The organism is Enterococcus avium (genome assembly GCF_002891025.1).
Lineage (GTDB): Bacteria > Bacillota > Bacilli > Lactobacillales > Enterococcaceae > Enterococcus_A > Enterococcus_A avium.
Genome location: NZ_NBSL01000001.1, coordinates 1 through 17,647 on the forward strand (window position 1 = coordinate 1; position 17,647 = coordinate 17,647).

Here is a 17,647-nt window from a genome sequence, read left to right on the forward strand (position 1 = left end):
ACGATAATGTCTAACCCATCAAAAGGTTCGTCTAATAATAAATACTGCGCATTAGAGCACACAGCTAAAATAATTTGGAACAATGCTTGCTGTCCTTTTGAAAGCTGGCGGTAATTTATTCATGGAAGCCCATGCATTCACTACCAATTCTTTAAAGGAGACAAAATCGAATTTTGGATAGGCTAGTTGATAGAATCGCGCAATTTTTTTAAGAGTATAGAGACGGAAAAATTTTCTTTTCATCAATAAAAAAGATTTCCTGTTTTAATTCTGGTCGCTGATAAATCGATCTTTGATCAATCAATATATCTCCTCTATCAGGTAAATATTGTCCAGCAATTACGCGTAATAAGGTGGTCTTTCCAGAACCGTTTCGACCGACAAGCCCAACATCTCATGTTCAGCTAATTCAAACTCAACCGTTGTGAGTATTGGTTGCTGATCAATTTTTTTGTTCAAATTTTTTACAATCATATGGTAAGACCTCCCAATTTTTTTCTGCTTCATATATCAAGCATCAATTCACTCTGCGAGATTTGTAGATGTCGTGCCTCGATAAACAAGTTCATTCAAATGTTTTTTAATTCTTGGATACGAATCTCATCTCTAGGGTTTCTTCAATCGCGCGTACAAAAGTACCCTTGCCTTGACGGTAACAAGTACTTTTTCCGTTTCTAATACCTTATAGGCTTTACTGATCGTATCGGGTTCATTAACAATTGCTTCGCCATTCTCTGACAGATGGTATTATTCTCCGGCTGCGTAAAATACCATGTAAGATGTCTTCTTTGATTCCTAATACTATTGCTCGTAATAAGCACGGCTGCTTTTATCGATATGAACCATACACTCACCTCCATGTATCTACGTGTGCTATGTATACATAGTACACTTCAGTTAGGCAATGACTTTTTTTCATTTCTGGTATACTCAAGGGGAGCGTATGTTCGTTTTTAAATTTAAATAGGAGGATGCGGATGTATCGGTGTCAATGGTCAGGAAATAATGAAAATATGCAGGTGTATATGATACGGTATGGGGTACGCCAGAATACGATGATCAACGTCTTTTTTCGCAGGATGCAGGAATTATTCGCAATCGTCGAAAAATCGAAGCGGCGATCAACAATGCGCAAAAGATACTAGCGATGCAAGCTGAGGGAGTCAGCTTTCTGATTATTTATGGGGCTTTACCGACCATCAAGTGGTAGATAATAAGATAAAAATGCTTCAGAAGTACCGGCGAAAACAGAGCTGTCTGACCGAATTGCCAAAGATTTAAAGAAACGCGGCTTTAAATTTGTCGGCAGTACACGATTTATGCTTTTTACAGGCAGTTGGAATTGTAAACGATCATGAGATGGCATGTTTCCGATATGAAGAGCTGAACACTGGGATGAAGCAAAACGACTAAGATAGGCAATAAAGTTGAATTGGTCTTGCCACTTGATAAAATGAATGAAGAAAGAGGTGGGATTAGATGGCACACGCAGTATTCTACGGAGCAATGAGTTTAGATGGATATTTAGCGGATAAAGAACGGTTTAAATTGGTTGTATCATCAAGAAGGTGGCGAACTAGTACCTTATGATGTATTTTATCAAGCGATTGATTATACGATGATGGGACGCAGAACCTATGAAAGTAAAACGTGATGCACAGTTAGAAATTCTTTATCCAGAGAAGGAAAACTTTGTCTTTAGTCACACGGATTTAGACGTTGATGACAATCTTCAAGTGGTTAATGAAGATCCTATAACGTTTATTCAAAATCTACCATCAGAGAAAACGATTTGGGTTGTTGGCGGCGGTGCCTTGTTGCAACCAGTGATTGAAGCTGGCTTAATTGAAGAGTGGTGGATTCAAATCGTACCAATACTATTAGGCGAGGGCGTTCCGCTCTTTTTGCCACAAATCAACCAACAAAAACTAAAGTTGATCGAAACAGAACAGTTCGGTCAGTTTGCACAGCTACATTTAAAGCAAGCTTAATCGAAATTTCTTTATAAAAAAATTCGAACGCTCCTATTCCTTTTCAAATTGGAAAGAATAGGAGCGTTCTGTCTTAATACTCATGTTCATCGATTTCGCTTGCAGCTGCTTCAAACTTTGCTTGACAAGGCAATCTTTCTTCTCTTTTTCAGGAAAGGTTTGATCAAAAGCCTCTAATCCTTGGGGATCAGGATATAGCCCTTCTGAAAAGACAATATGGCCGCTAATAGCATCAAGCGCCCCATCCTTTAGCGGTAAGGCCATAATACCAGTATAAAATTTTCCATCCGGCATGGAGATGTTGTACTTCTTTGTGCCAATAAAACCATATGTATGGTAGTGATAAGGAAAGCCACCCAGTACGATTGCCTCATAGCCTAAGCGTTTTGCTTCATTGATGGAGTGTTCGTTCAGCATTCGACCATAGCCTTGTCGATGATACTCTGGTGCGATACTAACGGGACCAAAGGAAATGACTGGATACTCGTTGTTATCAGCATCAACGATTTTAGCTTTACTATAAAAAATGCTGCCAATAATGTTTTCATCTAGTTCAATGACAAAGGTCAGCTCTGGAATAAAATCCGGATGCTTGCGAAGTGTGTGTGCAAGGTAATGTTCCTCAGCTCCAGGTAAATATAAATTCCAAAAAGCTTCGCGAGTAATTTCTTCAACCCTGCGATAATCTCGTTCTTCTTCAAGTCTAATAGTAATAGTCAAATGATATCCTCCAATCTAATTCTAAATTGAGTATAGCATAATAAGTGCATCAAAAAAGACTGCGGACATTGTTCATTTAAGAACAGTATCCGCAGTCTTCTGGTGAAATTATTTAACTAATTTATTGAAGAATTCGATATATTTATCTGTGATTGTTTTAAAGAATTCAACCGTACCATCAGCAATATGTCCGTCATTATCAACAGATTCATAATGCGCCGATGTAAGCTTCTGGTTTTGCAAAGTAGGAACGTCTAAGAAAACTAATGATTGACGTAATGCGTGGTTTGCACCAAAGCGCCAGGGCCACCAGGGATACAGTCACGACTAACCAGGTTTACCACCCAAAACTGCTGCCCATTGACGAGAACCAACATCTAACGCATTTTCAACGCTGCTGAACAGAACGATTATACTCTGGAGTAACGAAGAAATCCATCGACGCTATTTACATCGTTACGGAACGTGTCCAAGCTTCAGGAACAAGCCTTCCACTTCAAGATCTTCATTGTAAAATGGAAGATCGCCAATTTCAATAAATTTTGCTTCAAAGCCGTCAGGCAGTAATTCTGCAAATTGTTTTGCAACGATCTTATTGTAAGAATCCTTGCGCAGACTGCCGACTAAAATACCAATTGTTTTGTCATAATAATTCCTCCTAATTCGATCATTACGATCGCTGTTGTTATCTACATTTATTATCTTACAAAAAATAAGTAAAATGTGCAAAAAATATGCTTTGAAAGAAAATAACCTGTAAGAAAAACTCTTTACAGCTAACTAAAAGCGTGTTAGACTACATCTTGTGATTAATTATATGAGGTGTAGTTATACAATGGCAGTTAAATTCGCTTGAAACGTATGGGTTCTAAAAAGAAACCTTTCTACCGTATCGTGTTGCTGATTCTCGTTCTCCTCGTGATGGACGTTTTATCGAAACTGTGGGTACTTACAATCCTTTGAAAACCCTGCAGAAGTCGTATTAAAAGAAGAAGATGTTTTAAACTGGTTACAAAAAGGTGCACAACCTTCTGATACCGTTCGCAACATTCTTTCTAAAGAAGGCATCATGCAAAACACACGAAGCTAAATTCGCTAAGAAGTAAGTGATCATTATCAAGATTTAACTAACCTTGGTGTTGACTATGTTCACCCTTTGGTGACAAAGCCTGAAGAAGTGAAGTTAGAGATTGAAGAATCTAAAGATTTCTTTGAGTACAACTAGTCGTTGCACCAGAGGATATCGGCAGAATTATCGGAAAACAAGGTCGAGTAGCAAAAGCGATTCGTACGATCGTTTACAGTGTTCGAACGAATGGACCGAAAAAGTTCGTCTCAACATCGTGGATGGTAAATAAAGTAAGAACACTCGAGTCAGTTTGATTCGGGTGTTTTTCATTAGAAGTACGATAAACTATGGGTGGAGGTGTTCCATCATGAAAAAATATTTAATTTGCTAAGTGCATTGTTTGTTTTATCGGCATGTAATTCTGGAAATAATGATTCAAAGATAGCTCGACGAAATCGACTGTTGCTACGACTGAGAATACCAGCACAGTGAGTTCGAAAAAAAGTGATTCAAGTAAAATTCGTCAACCATTTCAAGTACAAAGGCAGCAACGAATTCTTCTGGTACAGATTCCACTCACGGCAATCATGGATGGCGGCAATCGATGAATTAAAGGCAAATTATCCAAATGATAATTTCCCGACCCAGCAACTATCAGCAGCGGGAAGGAGATTGGAATCAGCGCTTCTGAAGAGCAAGGTATTTTGAAGATCATTTTTATATTGTAAATGAAGCAACCCCCTTTAATGATCCATCGTTGAAAATCAGACACCCGTGGCTTATTTCCAGCGCCAGTCCTTTGACTCAAAGGAAACTGCAAAAATGAAGTTGGTCAGACTTATATGCAAATGGTCAACAGTTGATCTAGGTCATACTATCACAGGTTACCGAAGTGCTGGTGCCGGGTCTAGTTTGTTATGTGGAAAGAAGGCAATTGGAGCTTGGCTGTACAGGCAAACAATCTTGAACAAGAAGATCCTGTTCCATTAGCAAACAAACAGTTGAATATTAGAGGAAGCTTTCTTGCCAGTTCCGTATGATGCTGGCCAGATCTCATTACGTGTGGCTAAAGGTGATTATCAATCCAATCGTGTGGTTTGGCAAAACAATCAAACAGTATACACAATCATGAATAACGATTCAATGAGTGCCTTGAAAATGGCTGTCTCAATGGCAAAATAGATGAAAAGAAAGAGGAAACTACGTGACAATTATTACAAAGTTGGAAAAATCGTCAATACTCACGGAATTCGCGGTGAAGTTCGCGTGATTTCTACGACTGATTTTACGGAGGAACGTTACCAAGTAGGGGAGCAGCTTTTCTTATTTCGCGAAAAGCAAGATGTTCTTCCACTAACCATCGAAGTTATCGCCGACATAAAAAATTTTGATTTGCTTAGCTTTGAAGGCTATCCAAATATCAATGATGTTGAATCCTTTCGCGACGGCATTCTGAAAATCTCAGAAAACAGCTGAGGGAATTGGATGAACATGAATATTACTACCATGAGATCATCGGATTAACGGTTGTAGATGAAGACGATAAGGAAATCGGCAAGATTACGGAAATTTTATCTCCTGGAGCCAATGATGTCTGGGTAGTTAAGCGTAAAGGGCAAAAAGATGCATTAATTCCTTACATCGAATCAGTCGTTAAAGACATTGATTTAACGGAAGGAATCGTCCATGTTGAAATTCCAGAAGGGTTGTTGGATGATGCGAATTGATGTACTGACACTTTTTCCAAAAATGGTTGAAGGTCCGCTGGGAGAATCGATCATCGGCAAGGCCATTGAGAAAGGGTTACTGGAGATCAATGTCCATGATTTTCGAGCGTATTCGGGGAATAAACATATGCAAGTCGACGATTATCCATATGGTGGAGGCGCAGGTATGCTGCTGAAGGTACAGCCTATCTATGATAATTTAAAGGCGATTGAAGAGGAAACCGGTGAGCAGAAAAAAAGAGTTATTTTACTTGATCCTGCCGGAAAACCTTTCAATCAAAATATGCGGAGGAATTTTCACAGGAGGAGCAATTAGTCTTCATTTGTGGACATTATGAAGGCTATGATGAGCGCATTCGCTCGCTAGTAACTGATGAGGTTTCACTAGGCGATTATGTTTTAACTGGCGGTGAACTTGGCGCTGTTGTAATGATCGATGCAACTGTTCGTCTGTTACCAGAATGTTAGGCAATCAGATTTCGGCAAAAACAGATTCTCACTCCACAGGTTGCTGGAGCATCCGCAATATACGCGACCAGCTGAATTTGCGGGGATGAAAGTTCCAGAAGTTTTAATGAACGGCAATCATCGTTTGATGAGGCATGGCAATTAAAAGAATCATTGCGCCGAACTTATTTGCGTCGACCAGATATGTTGGAAAAATTAGAATTGACTCCTGAATGGAAAAATTCTTAGCAGAGATCAAACAAGAAGAACAATAGTGTATGTCGAGCCCTTTTATATCAAGGCTCTTTAGGCTCTTCGTCAAATCGTGTTGTGAAGACAAATTTGAATAAACTAGTCCGATATGCGGCGCGTTCTGTGCGCCGCATATTTTTAGTTTTCAAAGATCAGACCTGTTGTAATAGATCGTGCCCGAAAGTTATAAAAGTTGCGATAACCAACGCAATTCGTTTAATCAGCTTGATCTTGTTATCAGCCCCTCAGTGACGCCGTTTGAGTGGGACACCTTAAAGGCATTTGAAATACCCGATTGGTAGCGATGGAAGATCGTAAATTTCTTTTTAAACGACTGAGGTAACGTAGATGAAATTGTTTTAAGGGTTTCTTGAAAGCCTTCCGTATCTCGTTTAACGAAATAATAGCGTAATAATTGACAAAAATGATACGCTGTTCGCAATTCTTCGTTGTAGCTTAACAGTTCATCGACGATTTCTGTTTGACTAATCGGTCGTTTAAACAGTCGGTGATAATGTCTTTTGAGTGGCTCCAATGTCGTGGAATCTTTGAGTAAGAGTTTCCAATATCGCTTGAGCCGACGGTACTTCTTCTGATTTTCAGAGTGTGAGGTTCGAAAACGATTCATGATCTGGACACGCAATTGATTGAAGCTGCGATTGATATGTTGGACAATATGAAAGCGGTCAGTTACGATCTCCGCATTTGGAAAGACCGTTTTAAGCAGCTGACAATAGCTGGCATTCATGTCCATCACTAGGTACTTGACCTTTAAACGAGCTTTTCTAGGAAAGCGCAGGAAGTATTGAGTTAGTTTGTAAAGTCTACGATCTTCAAGGATCGTAAATAGCTGATTGGTTGTTCCATCAACACAAATAAAACTCATGGAACCAGAAACAGACTTCATTGATTTGAACTCATCCATGCATAACACCGTCGGAAGGAAGTTCATACGTGGCTGGTAATGCTTCGTTGCTTCACGCAAGATCCGTGTCACCGTCCCATCCGAGACGAAGTACTTCTTAGCGATTAGTTTACGTGATTGATTTTCGTACAGTTCCATGAGAATCGCCTGCTTCAGTTCCTTTGTTAGTTGATGATGTTCATCAACTAAGTCCGTTTTCGCAGAAAAGGTCCTTCCACAATCATGACAGAGAAAACGGGTACGTTTTAATTCTAAAATAGTTAACTTTTCTTTGACTTTCAACATCTGAGTGCGTGTCGTATAGGAACCGTTGCGGATAATACGAACCGATCGACAGTGTTCACAACAGGAAGGAGAGTCATCCAATTTTCCTTTAATAAACTGCGCTTGAACGCCTTTATATTCTTTTTCAATCAGCCATTCTTCATCAAAAAATAAATGTTTATCTGTTAATCCGAGTAATTTTCTAGTATGATTATCCATTGAGAGACTCCTTTGGTAGGGTGACGTTTTGGTCGACTAAATTTTACCAAAAGTGAGTCTCTTTTTGAGTTGAAACGAAGAAAAAAGTGTTAGTAGAAAATCGCCTTCGATTTTCCACCAACACAAAATATTATAGAACCCTCTTTTAGTGGTTTGATTAAATGCTATTAAATCAGCCTTGTTACGTTACGTAACTATTTTGCTACAAAGAGTTTCTTCCTATAACCGACTGATTAATTGTATGATTGAATCAGAAAAGGTAGTGGGGGGAAAGCAGATGCTTAGTGGAGAAAAAATTAGACGACTGCGATTAGAGCAAGAGTTATCGCAAAAGGATTTGGCAGAAAAACTAGAGGTATCAAGACAGGCGATTGCCAAATGGAGACCAACCGCGGAATTCCAGATATCGATAATTTAAAGAGAATTGCCCAGCTTTTTCAAGTGAGCATTGATTATTTAGTTAATGATCAGGAACCGATTGATAATCACTTAATCAAACAATCAATTGATCGCTCGAATTATACAAAGCCTAAAGGAAATGCTTTGTTGGAAGATCAAATCGTATTAGAAAAATTTCCGAACGCGGAAACAATCTGTGAGTTATACCGTAAAAGAAAAATGTCGAATAAAGAAAAGATTGTCGATTTCTTACTGCTTCCGGGTATCCATGAAGTGGAGGATCATTGGCGTGATCCTAGCAAATACTATTTAATTAAAGAAAAGGGAATCTATTATTTGATCAATATCACTCAAAATGAGCTTCTTACCCGCAGATTGACAATTGATGTTAGTGAAGACAGCTTTGATTTTGCGGAGAATCACTTCATCAAAACACGCCGGAAATTGAAATAATCATCTTCTGACAAGAATTTTATCTTTACAGATAGAAGTTCCTCTGTTAGAATATTCAGGTGAGTGTAAAGCTCATCTATTATACGATATTCCGCTGGGACAGGTGGTCCTATGAATGTTTGGAATAAGGAGAATGATAAAGATGAATCCATTGATTCAAGAACTAACTCAAGAACAATTACGTACTGATATCCCAGCATTCCGTCCTGGGGACACTGTTCGCGTTCACGCGAAAGTTGTCGAAGGAACTCGCGAACGTATTCAGTTATTCGAAGGCGTTGTTATCAAACGTCGTGGAGCTGGCATCAGCGAAACTTACACAGTACGTAAAACTCTAACGGTGTTGGTGTGGAACGTACTTTCCCCTACACACTCCACGTGTTGCCAAAATCGAAGTTGTTCGTTACGGTAAAGTGCGTCGTGCAAAACTTTACTATCTACGTGCATTACACGGAAAAGCAGCTCGTATCAAAGAAATTAGAAGATAATAACGGAAAAACTCCTGAAATCTCTAAAATCTGTGAAAAGTCCTTGTATATCAAGGGCTTTTTCTTTTTTTCTATCGCAGTTTTAAGCCTGAATTGGCTGTTTTGGGCTATTTTTTACTCATATTCCCTAGATTGTCCGATATTGACTAACAGTGTCGTCAAAATAGGACAAAATTTAGTAGTCAACTTGACTGCAAATATAATACGAAAAATACCAAAACATTTACCGAATTTATCATGTTTTAACCCTTAGGATAAAAAGGTGTCAGTTCTCAAAAAAAGGCAAAACATATACTTTGGTGATAAAAAGTGTTGTGATAGATATTCTCTAAATTTTTTTAGGAGATTCATTAATGGATAAGATTGATGGTCGAATTATTTGGAAGAACCAAAGTGACTTAAAATTGATTTTAACAATTAATATTTTATCGAAAAACACGGAATTACATCTACAAGACAATACCAAAAAAGCTAGCAGAATACCCCAATGAGTCACCAAGTATTTGGTTCATTAATCAGAAATATGGATCATGGGACAACTTACTAGATAGTATTGGACTTAAAAAAAATGATTATGGAAAATGGACTAAGATGCCATATGACAAATTGATTGAAATAGTAGAAAAGTTTATAAGTGATGAAAAAATTCGGTCACAGCGTAATTACGAAAAAAAAGCAGTTGGAAGAGATGTCCCTTCTCTAAGTACGTTGAAAAAAATAGTTGGTGATGTACGACCACTATTTAGAAAAAAGGAAGAGAAAAATTTGTTAACTAATTTTCAATTATTGATGGAGCTTAGGGAAGAAATTATTCGATTAGGACTTGAAGAAGATTTATCGATGACGAAATTTCGTAAGCTATCAAAATCGGATAAGCTTCCTTCGGCGATAACAATATTGAGAAGGACAAATAAAACTTGGGAGGAATTAATGGAAGAAATTGGATTTGATTATCGTAAAATCAAAATTTATAAACAAAGAAATAATCTATCTCGAAAGAAAAGTTAATAGTATCAAATTTAAGAAAGACGTTCAAAACTAAAAATTTGAACGTCTTTTTTTATTTAATGACTTTAGTCAGTTTCGTTCGCGGAGCGTACGAAACAAGAAAACCGCGCGCTTCTACGCGTGGATGGAATAGCTTTAGCGATAAAAACTCCTTTCGATATACTAATAAGTGGCTACCAACCGCTTTTTTTATCGAAAGGAGTTTTTCTATGTCTAAAGACGACAAAAGTTTATCACATACTAGATGGAATTGTAAGTATCACATAGTCTTCACCCCAAAATATAGAAGAAAAGTAATCTATGGGGAATTAAGAAAAGATATTGGAAGAATTTTGAGGAAGCTTTGCGAGATGAAAGAGGTAGAAATAATCGAAGCACACGCAATGCCAGATCATATTCACATGTTGGTAAAAGTACCACCAAAAATAAGTATCTCGCAGTTCATGGGCTACTTGAAAGGAAGAAGTGCGACGCTTATCCATGAGCAGCATGGAAACTTAGTCTATAAATATGGAAATAAAAGTTTCTGGTCAAAGGGGTATTACGTGAGCACAGTCGGTCTGAACCAGAAAACAATTGAAAAATATATACGAGAGCAAGAATCAGATGATCGAATCCGAGATAGTATAAGTAAACGAGAATACGTTGATCCATTCAAAATGAAGAAAAAGAAATAAAGTAGCGAGCGAAGAGCGGTTGGTGGTCTTTTAGAAAGCTCCATTTATGGAGTAGGCGAGTAGTGACCTCTTCTAGAGGTGTTAAAAAGCCACCCGTTCTCACGGGTGGTGTGTTACTTGTCAATTATTTGTTTGGCAATCTAATTGTAAAGGTGGAGCCTAAGCGAGGGTGACTTTCGACCTTGACTTCACCGCCGAGGATCTCGCTGTATTCTTTAACAATTGCAAGACCTAATCCGGTTCCGCCAGAATGACGAGCGCGGGCTTTGTCTACACGGTAAAAACGTTCAAAAATTCGTTTTTGATCTTCCTTTGAAATACCGATGCCATGATCTGTTACGGTTATTTCTAATTGATCGGTTAGATGATAGGCTATTTCAATTTGACTTTTTTCGGGAGAATATTGAATTGCATTTTCAAAAAGATTCTTTATGATCGGTTGAAAGAAAGTCAAACGTGTCTGGTAAAAACAATTTTCCATGCCCTCAATTGAAACAGTGATCTGTTTTTCCCTTAGTAGATGCTGATATAACTCAATTTGCTGGTGCAAAAAATAATTTACTCAATTGTTTGCCGATCTTCTGCTAGATCATTGCTATCCTTTGATAATTCGATGATATCCTGAATCAGTCGCTGCAATCGTTTGGCATCATTTTGCATGATTGTCAAAAATTCTGCGGTCAGCTCGGGGTCATCTTTCGCACCATCCAAGAGCGTTTCTGTAAATCCTAGTAACGAGGTAACCGGTGTTTTCAATTCGTGGAGACATTTCCAACGAAATCCTTTTGAATTTTTTCTAAACGACGAACATGTGTCAAGTCGTAGACGGTTCCCATAATTTGATCGCCCTCGACTTCATTTTCAATATAGCGTAAACGAATATCCAAATTCATCGCGCTTGGGTTTAGTCGAGATTTCCTGATGGACTTGATTTTTATCGACTAATACCTGTTGGATCAATTGGATGAACTTATGATCCTCAATCACCTGCCAATAATATTGTTGACTAATCCCGCCGATTTGCAGTAGCTCTTCCATAGACGGATTAATCATGATAAAGCGCCCATCGGTATCAATGATGAAGACACCAATCGTCAGTTCATGGAAAAGTGTGGAGAATTGTTCTTCTGTCGATGTGTAGGCAGCATAGGTTGCATTCAACTGTTCACTAATCTGATTCACAGTAAATAGAGCTCCTGCCATTGCGGCGAATCCTGCATCACGTAATTGCTTTTCTCTGGTTCTTTCAACATCCGCTGTAAAACTGGGAGAACGGTTTCGATTGGTCGATTCCGTTGATAGGTCAAGTAGCAAATAATTAAATAGATAAATGTATAAAATAGCAGTAAGATAACAAAAATCGTTCGCTGGAAGTTACGTGTTTTCGGCTGAAAGGCGGAGGTTCTTTTTGCTACTCTTAAAATACCAACTGTTTTATCGCCAGACCTAATGGGTTGAGCAGTATAGAGCAATTCAGTTTTTAAGGTAGCACTGTATCGAACGGAAGAACCAACAATATTACTGTTTAAAACAATTTTTCTTCTGGTCGATTTTCCCGGCTACCAGAAAGCTGCGGTTCGGAGCTGTCAAAAATAATTTTCCCCTTAGCATCTAACAGAGTGATCCGATCATTGGCCTCTCTAGAAAAACTCTCTATCGCCTTTTTATTCTCGTTAGAATCAAGTTGAGCAAGATCCAATCGATGGATCATTAGTTCACCATTACTACTCAAAAACTCCTCTTGCTGTCTAACAATTCTTTTGTATAAAAATGGTTGGCTAATTTCCAGCTGCCGAGAAAGAGCAAACAAATAAGCAATAAAGGGACAAGATAATCTAAGTGTTTGCGTTTCATTGTGCTGGCACCTGAAACTTATAGCCAAAGCCGCGAACGGTTTGTAGATATTGTGGATGTTTAGGATCTATCTCGATTTTTTCCCGCAGGTGTGATACATGAACGTCGACAATTCTACTTTGACCAGAAAAATCATATTGCCAGATGCGATCAAGTAAGGTATCACGATCAATCACACGTTCTTTACGTTTCATGAAATAGACTAGAAGTTCAAACTCTTTTGGTGTCAGTTCAATTTTTTTGTCTCGTACTGTGACCTGATAATTTGATAAATCCGCTTTAATATCGCCAGCAGTTAAAAACTCGTGTTCAACAGGTTCTTGGCGCGGCTCTACACGACGAAAGATTGCTTTCATGCGGGCTAGGACTTCTCTTGGAGAAAAGGGCTTGGTCAGGTAGTCATCAGCGCCGATCTCTAAGCCTAGGATGCGATCAATGGCATCATCCTTAGCGGTCAACATTAAAATCGGGGTATCGACTTTTTCCTGACGCAGTTTTTTTGCAATCTCCAGACCGTCCATTGACGGCAGCATCACATCTAAAATAATGAAATCAAATTTTTCATTTAAGGCTAATTCGTAGCCTTCTTTTCCATCTTCAGCAGTGGTGACAGTGTAGCCCTCTTTTTCTAAATTAAAGCTCAATAACTTTACGATTGAAATCTCATCGTCTACAACTAATACACGTTTCATATGTGTCTCCTTTTTTATAAGAACATTTGTGAAAGACTATTTCCATACCTGAATAAATGGTATAATGGGAAGGCAGTTTTGTCACCTATTTTCTATTAATTTGTTGGGAGAAATAACAATGCTAGGGATCAGTGCTTGTTTGGGCGGGGTAGCTTGTCGTTATGATGGTGGATCAAATGAAATTACAGAGCTGAAAAAGCTAGTTGAGAAGAATCAGGCAATCATGATTTGTCCAGAGGTTTTAGGCGGTTTACCGACACCTAGACATCCTGCTGAGATACAGGGCGGTGATGGTTTCGCTGTGTGGGAAGGCCTAGCAAAAGTTCTAGATAAAGAGGGCAATGATTTGACAGAGGAATTTAAACAAGGAGCAATCAAGGCCTTTGAAGAAATACAAAAGCTGAAGATTACGGGCCTGGTTTTAAAGGAGAGAAGCCCATCTTGTGGCAGCAGCTTGATTTAGATGGCAGCTTTTCTGGAACTCGGATCAAAGGAATGGGTGTGGCAACCGCGTATTTTATCCGACAAGGCTTACCTGTTTATTCTGAAGAAAACTGGCAAGAAATGAGGATAACGTAATGGAGATCGAAAAAACGAATCGCATGAATGCGTTGTTTGAATTTTACGCGACGCTTTTAACTGAGAAGCAAATGAATTATATGGAGTTGTATTACGCCGATGATTTTCTCTAGGAGAGATTGCTGAGGAATATCAGGTGAGTCGTCAGGCGGTTTATGATAATATCAAAAGAACAGAAAAAATCTTAGAGGATTACGAGCGCAAGCTTCATTTGTTTTCTGATTACATCGTAAGAGAAGAACAACTGGATAAGTTGGCGTTATATGTGACGGAGCATTATCCCAAGGATGAGTTTTTAGCCGAAACAATTACCGGCTTACAAGATTTAGATGAATAGAAAGGAAAATAAGCAATGGCATTTGAAAATTTGACGCAGCGTCTGCAGGCTGCGATGGGGAAACTACGTAAAAAGGAAAGGTTACAGAAGCTGACGTTACTGAAATGATGCGAGAAATTCGTCTCGCTTTATTAGAGGCCGATGTTAACTTACAAGTTGTAAAGCAATTTACCAAAGAAGTGCGCACACGTGCTTTGGGCGTAGAAGTTTTAGAGAGCTTAACTCCCGCACAACAAATCGTGAAGATTGTTGATGAAGAATTAACCAAAACATTGGGATCAGAAGCGGTTGGAATTGAGAAATCACCAAAAATTCCGACAGTAATCATGATGGCAGGTTTGCAAGGGGCAGGTAAAACAACCTTTGCTGGAAAGCTTGCCAACCAATTGATTAAAAATGAAAAAGCGCGTCCTCTAATGATCGCAGGAGACGTTTACCGTCCAGCGGCTATCGACCAATTAAAAGTATTAGGCCAACAATTAGACGTGCCAGTCTTTGATATGGGTACAGATGTCAGTCCTGTTGAAATCGTCCGTCAAGGGATGGAAAAGGCCCGCGAAAATAAAAATGATTATGTTCTAATTGATACGGCTGGTCGTCTACATATTGATGAAGCATTAATGGATGAGTTGAAACAAATCAAAGAAATCGCTCAACCAAATGAAATTCTATTAGTCGTTGATGCAATGACTGGACAAGATGCGGTTAACGTGGCGCAAAGCTTCAATGAACAATTAGGAATCACTGGGGTCGTTATTACCAAATTAGATGGAGACACTCGTGGTGGTGCGGCACTGTCGATCCGTGCTGTGACGGGAGCACCGATCAAGTTCATCGGTTCAGGTGAAAAACTAACCGACCTAGAAGTCTTCCATCCAGATCGGATGTCTAGCCGAATCTTAGGTATGGGTGACATGCTGACTTTGATCGAAAAAGCACAGCAAGATTACGATGAAAAGAAAGCTGAAGAACTTGCTCGCAAGATGAAGGAAAACAGCTTTGATTTCAATGATTTCATTGAGCAGCTAGACCAAGTGATGGGCATGGGACCAATCGAAGATTTACTGAAGATGATTCCAGGGATGAGTCAAATGCCAGGGATAGAAAATGTCAAGGTTGATCCAAAGGATGTTGAACGTAAAAAAGCGATGGTTTACTCCATGACCCCTGCTGAACGTGAAAACCCAGACTTATTAAATCCTAGCCGTCGTCGGCGGATCGCTGCTGGTTCAGGAAACTCAGTTGTCGAAGTCAATCGCATGATTAAGCAATTCAAAGAATCTCGGAAAATGATGCAGCAAATGAGTAAAGGCAGCATGCCTGCTGGGATGGATCAAATGTTTGGCAATGGTATCAAAGGCAAAATGGGTAAGATGGCGATGAACCGGATGGTCAAGAAAAACAAGAAGAGAAAAAGAAGCGTAAATAATAGAAGAAATTTGTTAGAAATACGATGTAAAACAGCGTCTATCTCGTTTTTGAGATAGACGCTATTTTGTGGATTTTATTCCATAATAGAGAAAATCAATTTTTCTAAGTTAAAAATAAGCTAGCTCTAAAAAGAAACGCCAATGATACAGGAAAAAGACGCCGGCAAGACTCAAAATGAGATAAATCTGTGGTTCTTTTGCGAGAAAGACTGGATTTCTTTCGGAGTTTTATTGAATAATTTGCGATAAAGCAACCAAATTAGGAAACCGACAAATGCACCTAACGTGTTCATCAATAAATCATCAATATCAGTTGCCCGACGATTAAACAATTGGAGCAATTCGATCATCAATGAAAATTGGAAACCCAGCAAAACCGACACCACAGGTTTGCGACACTGTTTCCAAACTAACGGCAATAAAAAGCCTAACGGTGTAAACATAATGATATTCAAAAGATTCAACAGACCAACGCCTGATTGAAAGGGAACCAGATTAATTTCCTCGGGGCGAATCAATTCTGGATAACTTAAAAGGTCTTCCAACGTACCGACACCGGTCACGTCAATCACCAGATAGAGATAAAATAAGAAAATAAAACGCCAAAGCATTGATGAAATGAAAATTTTCTCCTGTTTCTTTCTCAGCGAAAAATATTGATAAATCAGACAAGGTAGAAAGACACATCCGATTCGATAAAGAGAAAAAAATATCTAAAACACCCATAGAATCACCTCATTTGATGATTGAACTTGTTAAGAGTCTTTGCTAGATGTTTCGTCACTTCGCCGAAAAACAGTATAAGGCCACAGATTCCGGCGACGATTAGAGTAACTAGGACAGTCGATAGAATCGGTTGGCTAATTGACGTATCGATCCGACTCATTCGGTTAGTCAAAAAGATCATCCAAGGATTAAAGAAATTAAAAATGAGAACAAAGGAAGTAAACAGCGTCATCATTCCCCAGATCGGCCAGCGCGATTCTTTATGAAGCAAATAGGCATTATCGTTTTCTAATGATAATGACTGGAATTTTTGATAGGTCCAAAAAATTAAAAGCAGACCAACGACAACCAAAATACAGTTTACCAACATATTGCCACCGTTTTTTCCAACCGAATCAACAAATAAAGTTCTTGGTAATGAGGAATGACTTGATCCTTTTACTAAGTTTATAATGTCACTCAATGAATAGATCGCATTTGGCAGCCAACTCCTCAAAAAGAGAAATACAAATAAGGTCAAGGGACCAAAAAATACATTTCCAACCATAGACCCAATAAAAGTACCTGCACAAAATAAAAAAAAGAGTAATGAAGAATGACTAATTATAGAAGTAACTAATTGTCCTAAGGTCGCATTCATATAAGGAGCTGGAATCAGCGCATGGATCAGCAAGGCGTACACAAATTGACTAATCAGGGTTACCAATAAAAAGGAAGGGCGACATAGAGAATTTTACTCTGAAATAGAATCTTTCGTGAGCATCCTAATGAAAAAAGATAGTGATTAAAAGCTGTTTTCTGATCAATAAAGAAGAGCAAGAATCCTAATAAGGGAAGAGTAGCAATAAAGCACCATTAAAATAGGTTGAAAAATTTGAATAATAAAAAGTTTTCTCAGAATAATTTGAGGCTTCAAGTGTTTCGAAACCGCCTGAATCGGAGTGATAAAATTCCAGTTGAGCTTTTTGAAATTGGTGATAAGAAGTATAGTGAACATTTTTTTCCGTTTTTTCATCCCAATAGGTGATTCCAGCGCGATTTTTTTCAAAGTTTTCTTTGGCATGAGGTTCATGATAAATCATTTTCCATTGTTTATTTTCAGTTAAGGCGTTAAATACACCCACACCAATCACCAGTAGACACGCGGCGATCAGTACTTTCTTATAACGCTCAAAAATAATAGCACGGATCATCTCAAAATCCCTTTCTACGTGTTTTTAAATTGGCTTCGAAAAGATCTTCTAAAGTTAAAGGCAATTCTTCATATACTAACGGATCAAATTCTTTGATGGCTGTTTCTAATTCTGCTGTGAAATTTCAAATACAACAGTAACGACACGACCTTGAAAATCCAGCATTTTAGAATTTTCTTTGATTACCATAGGTACTT

The 17,647-nt window shown here is 38.5% G+C and carries 12 protein-coding genes and 16 pseudogenes; 15 read left to right on the forward strand and 13 right to left on the reverse strand.

Translation table 11 applies throughout. The annotated features are described in order from the left end of the window. From AUF14_RS23210 to AUF14_RS23250, 4 genes and pseudogenes are all read right to left on the reverse strand, one after another. Nucleotides 1-83, reverse strand: an 83-nt coding sequence (locus tag AUF14_RS23210; RefSeq protein WP_321572513.1) for a hypothetical protein, incomplete at its 3' end; no start/stop codon positions are given. A 125-nt stretch (nt 84-208) separates the two neighbouring features. After that, nucleotides 209-340, reverse strand: a complete 132-nt coding sequence (locus tag AUF14_RS22675; protein ID WP_227656316.1) for a hypothetical protein — start codon at nt 338-340, stop codon at nt 209-211. Next, nucleotides 340-474 (reverse strand): hypothetical protein, encoded by a 135-nt coding sequence (locus AUF14_RS23045; protein ID WP_265331624.1) that lies wholly within the window; start codon nt 472-474, stop codon nt 340-342. The genes AUF14_RS22675 and AUF14_RS23045 overlap by 1 nt, the downstream gene beginning before the upstream one ends. A 98-nt stretch (nt 475-572) precedes the next feature. Further along, nucleotides 573-846: pseudogene (locus AUF14_RS23250) on the reverse strand (GntR family transcriptional regulator); the annotation flags it as partial. Nucleotides 847-977: 131 nt separating this feature from the next. Between AUF14_RS23250 and AUF14_RS00015 the strand changes: the two are divergent. Further along, nucleotides 978-1,413, forward strand: a pseudogene (locus tag AUF14_RS00015) (DNA-3-methyladenine glycosylase I). A 66-nt stretch (nt 1,414-1,479) separates the two neighbouring features. After that, nucleotides 1,480-1,991: pseudogene (locus AUF14_RS00020) on the forward strand (dihydrofolate reductase family protein). 33 nt (nt 1,992-2,024) lie between these two features. On the opposite strand, the gene AUF14_RS00025 reads toward AUF14_RS00020, so the two are convergent. After that, complete coding sequence (locus AUF14_RS00025; protein WP_102865849.1) at nt 2,025-2,711, reverse strand: GNAT family N-acetyltransferase; 687 nt, start codon at nt 2,709-2,711, stop codon at nt 2,025-2,027. Nucleotides 2,712-2,819: 108 nt separating this feature from the next. Continuing rightward, nucleotides 2,820-3,374, reverse strand: a pseudogene (locus AUF14_RS00030) (NADPH-dependent FMN reductase). Nucleotides 3,375-3,572: 198 nt separating this feature from the next. On the opposite strand from AUF14_RS00030, the pseudogene rpsP reads away from it, so the two are divergent. The 5 genes and pseudogenes from rpsP to trmD all read left to right on the forward strand — a co-directional run bounded on the left by rpsP (nt 3,573) and on the right by trmD (nt 6,229). Beyond that, nucleotides 3,573-3,817, forward strand: a pseudogene (gene rpsP, locus AUF14_RS00035) (30S ribosomal protein S16). Between the two features lie 50 nt (nt 3,818-3,867). Then, a pseudogene (locus tag AUF14_RS00040) lies at nt 3,868-4,069 on the forward strand (KH domain-containing protein). A 734-nt stretch (nt 4,070-4,803) separates the two neighbouring features. Continuing rightward, the gene (locus AUF14_RS22680; RefSeq protein WP_227656310.1) at nt 4,804-4,962 is read left to right on the forward strand and encodes a hypothetical protein; all 159 of its coding nucleotides are present in this window, start codon (nt 4,804-4,806) and stop codon (nt 4,960-4,962) included. Continuing rightward, nucleotides 4,963-5,507, forward strand: a pseudogene (gene rimM, locus AUF14_RS00050) (ribosome maturation factor RimM). It begins immediately after the preceding gene. Next, nucleotides 5,497-6,229 (forward strand): annotated as a pseudogene (gene trmD, locus AUF14_RS00055) (tRNA (guanosine(37)-N1)-methyltransferase TrmD). The pseudogenes rimM and trmD overlap by 11 nt, the downstream one beginning before the upstream one ends. 115 nt (nt 6,230-6,344) lie before the next feature. Here trmD and AUF14_RS00060 read toward each other — a convergent pair. Beyond that, nucleotides 6,345-7,614, reverse strand: a pseudogene (locus tag AUF14_RS00060) (ISL3 family transposase). A gap of 241 nt (nt 7,615-7,855) precedes the next feature. On the opposite strand from AUF14_RS00060, the gene AUF14_RS22685 reads away from it, so the two are divergent. The 5 genes and pseudogenes from AUF14_RS22685 to tnpA all read left to right on the forward strand — a co-directional run bounded on the left by AUF14_RS22685 (nt 7,856) and on the right by tnpA (nt 10,639). Beyond that, complete coding sequence (locus AUF14_RS22685; RefSeq protein WP_227656311.1) at nt 7,856-8,032, forward strand: helix-turn-helix transcriptional regulator; 177 nt, start codon at nt 7,856-7,858, stop codon at nt 8,030-8,032. Further along, complete coding sequence (locus tag AUF14_RS00065; protein ID WP_227656312.1) at nt 7,993-8,466, forward strand: helix-turn-helix domain-containing protein; 474 nt, start codon at nt 7,993-7,995, stop codon at nt 8,464-8,466. The genes AUF14_RS22685 and AUF14_RS00065 overlap by 40 nt, the downstream gene beginning before the upstream one ends. 133 nt (nt 8,467-8,599) lie before the next feature. Continuing rightward, nucleotides 8,600-8,954: pseudogene (gene rplS / locus AUF14_RS00070) on the forward strand (50S ribosomal protein L19). Between the two features lie 353 nt (nt 8,955-9,307). Beyond that, nucleotides 9,308-9,962 (forward strand): annotated as a pseudogene (locus AUF14_RS22690) (hypothetical protein). Nucleotides 9,963-10,171: 209 nt separating this feature from the next. Further along, nucleotides 10,172-10,639, forward strand: coding sequence for an IS200/IS605 family transposase (gene tnpA / locus AUF14_RS00085; RefSeq protein WP_028020983.1), 468 nt, complete (start codon nt 10,172-10,174; stop codon nt 10,637-10,639). Between the two features lie 124 nt (nt 10,640-10,763). Here tnpA and AUF14_RS00090 read toward each other — a convergent pair. Both AUF14_RS00090 and AUF14_RS00095 read right to left on the reverse strand, forming a co-directional pair. Next, nucleotides 10,764-12,493 (reverse strand): annotated as a pseudogene (locus tag AUF14_RS00090) (ATP-binding protein). Continuing rightward, nucleotides 12,490-13,185, reverse strand: coding sequence for a response regulator transcription factor (locus AUF14_RS00095; RefSeq protein WP_016180729.1), 696 nt, complete (start codon nt 13,183-13,185; stop codon nt 12,490-12,492). The pseudogene AUF14_RS00090 and the gene AUF14_RS00095 overlap by 4 nt, the downstream one beginning before the upstream one ends. A 118-nt stretch (nt 13,186-13,303) precedes the next feature. On the opposite strand from AUF14_RS00095, the pseudogene AUF14_RS00100 reads away from it, so the two are divergent. The 3 pseudogenes from AUF14_RS00100 to ffh all read left to right on the forward strand — a co-directional run bounded on the left by AUF14_RS00100 (nt 13,304) and on the right by ffh (nt 15,588). After that, nucleotides 13,304-13,764: pseudogene (locus tag AUF14_RS00100) on the forward strand (DUF523 domain-containing protein). After that, nucleotides 13,764-14,101, forward strand: a pseudogene (locus AUF14_RS00105) (putative DNA-binding protein). The pseudogenes AUF14_RS00100 and AUF14_RS00105 overlap by 1 nt, the downstream one beginning before the upstream one ends. 15 nt (nt 14,102-14,116) lie before the next feature. After that, a pseudogene (gene ffh / locus AUF14_RS00110) lies at nt 14,117-15,588 on the forward strand (signal recognition particle protein). Nucleotides 15,589-15,701: 113 nt separating this feature from the next. On the opposite strand, the gene AUF14_RS00115 reads toward ffh, so the two are convergent. From AUF14_RS00115 to AUF14_RS22705, 4 genes and pseudogenes are all read right to left on the reverse strand, one after another. Next, a complete protein-coding gene (locus AUF14_RS00115) occupies nt 15,702-16,142 on the reverse strand; it encodes a VanZ family protein (RefSeq protein ID WP_227656313.1) in 441 nt (146 codons plus the stop codon). A 119-nt stretch (nt 16,143-16,261) separates the two neighbouring features. After that, on the reverse strand, nt 16,262-16,963 hold the full coding sequence (locus AUF14_RS22695; RefSeq protein WP_227656314.1) for a hypothetical protein: 702 nt from the start codon (nt 16,961-16,963) through the stop codon (nt 16,262-16,264). A gap of 118 nt (nt 16,964-17,081) precedes the next feature. Continuing rightward, nucleotides 17,082-17,450, reverse strand: a complete 369-nt coding sequence (locus AUF14_RS22700; protein ID WP_227656315.1) for a hypothetical protein — start codon at nt 17,448-17,450, stop codon at nt 17,082-17,084. A gap of 1 nt (nt 17,451) precedes the next feature. Further along, a pseudogene (locus AUF14_RS22705) lies at nt 17,452-17,647 on the reverse strand (ABC transporter ATP-binding protein); the annotation flags it as partial.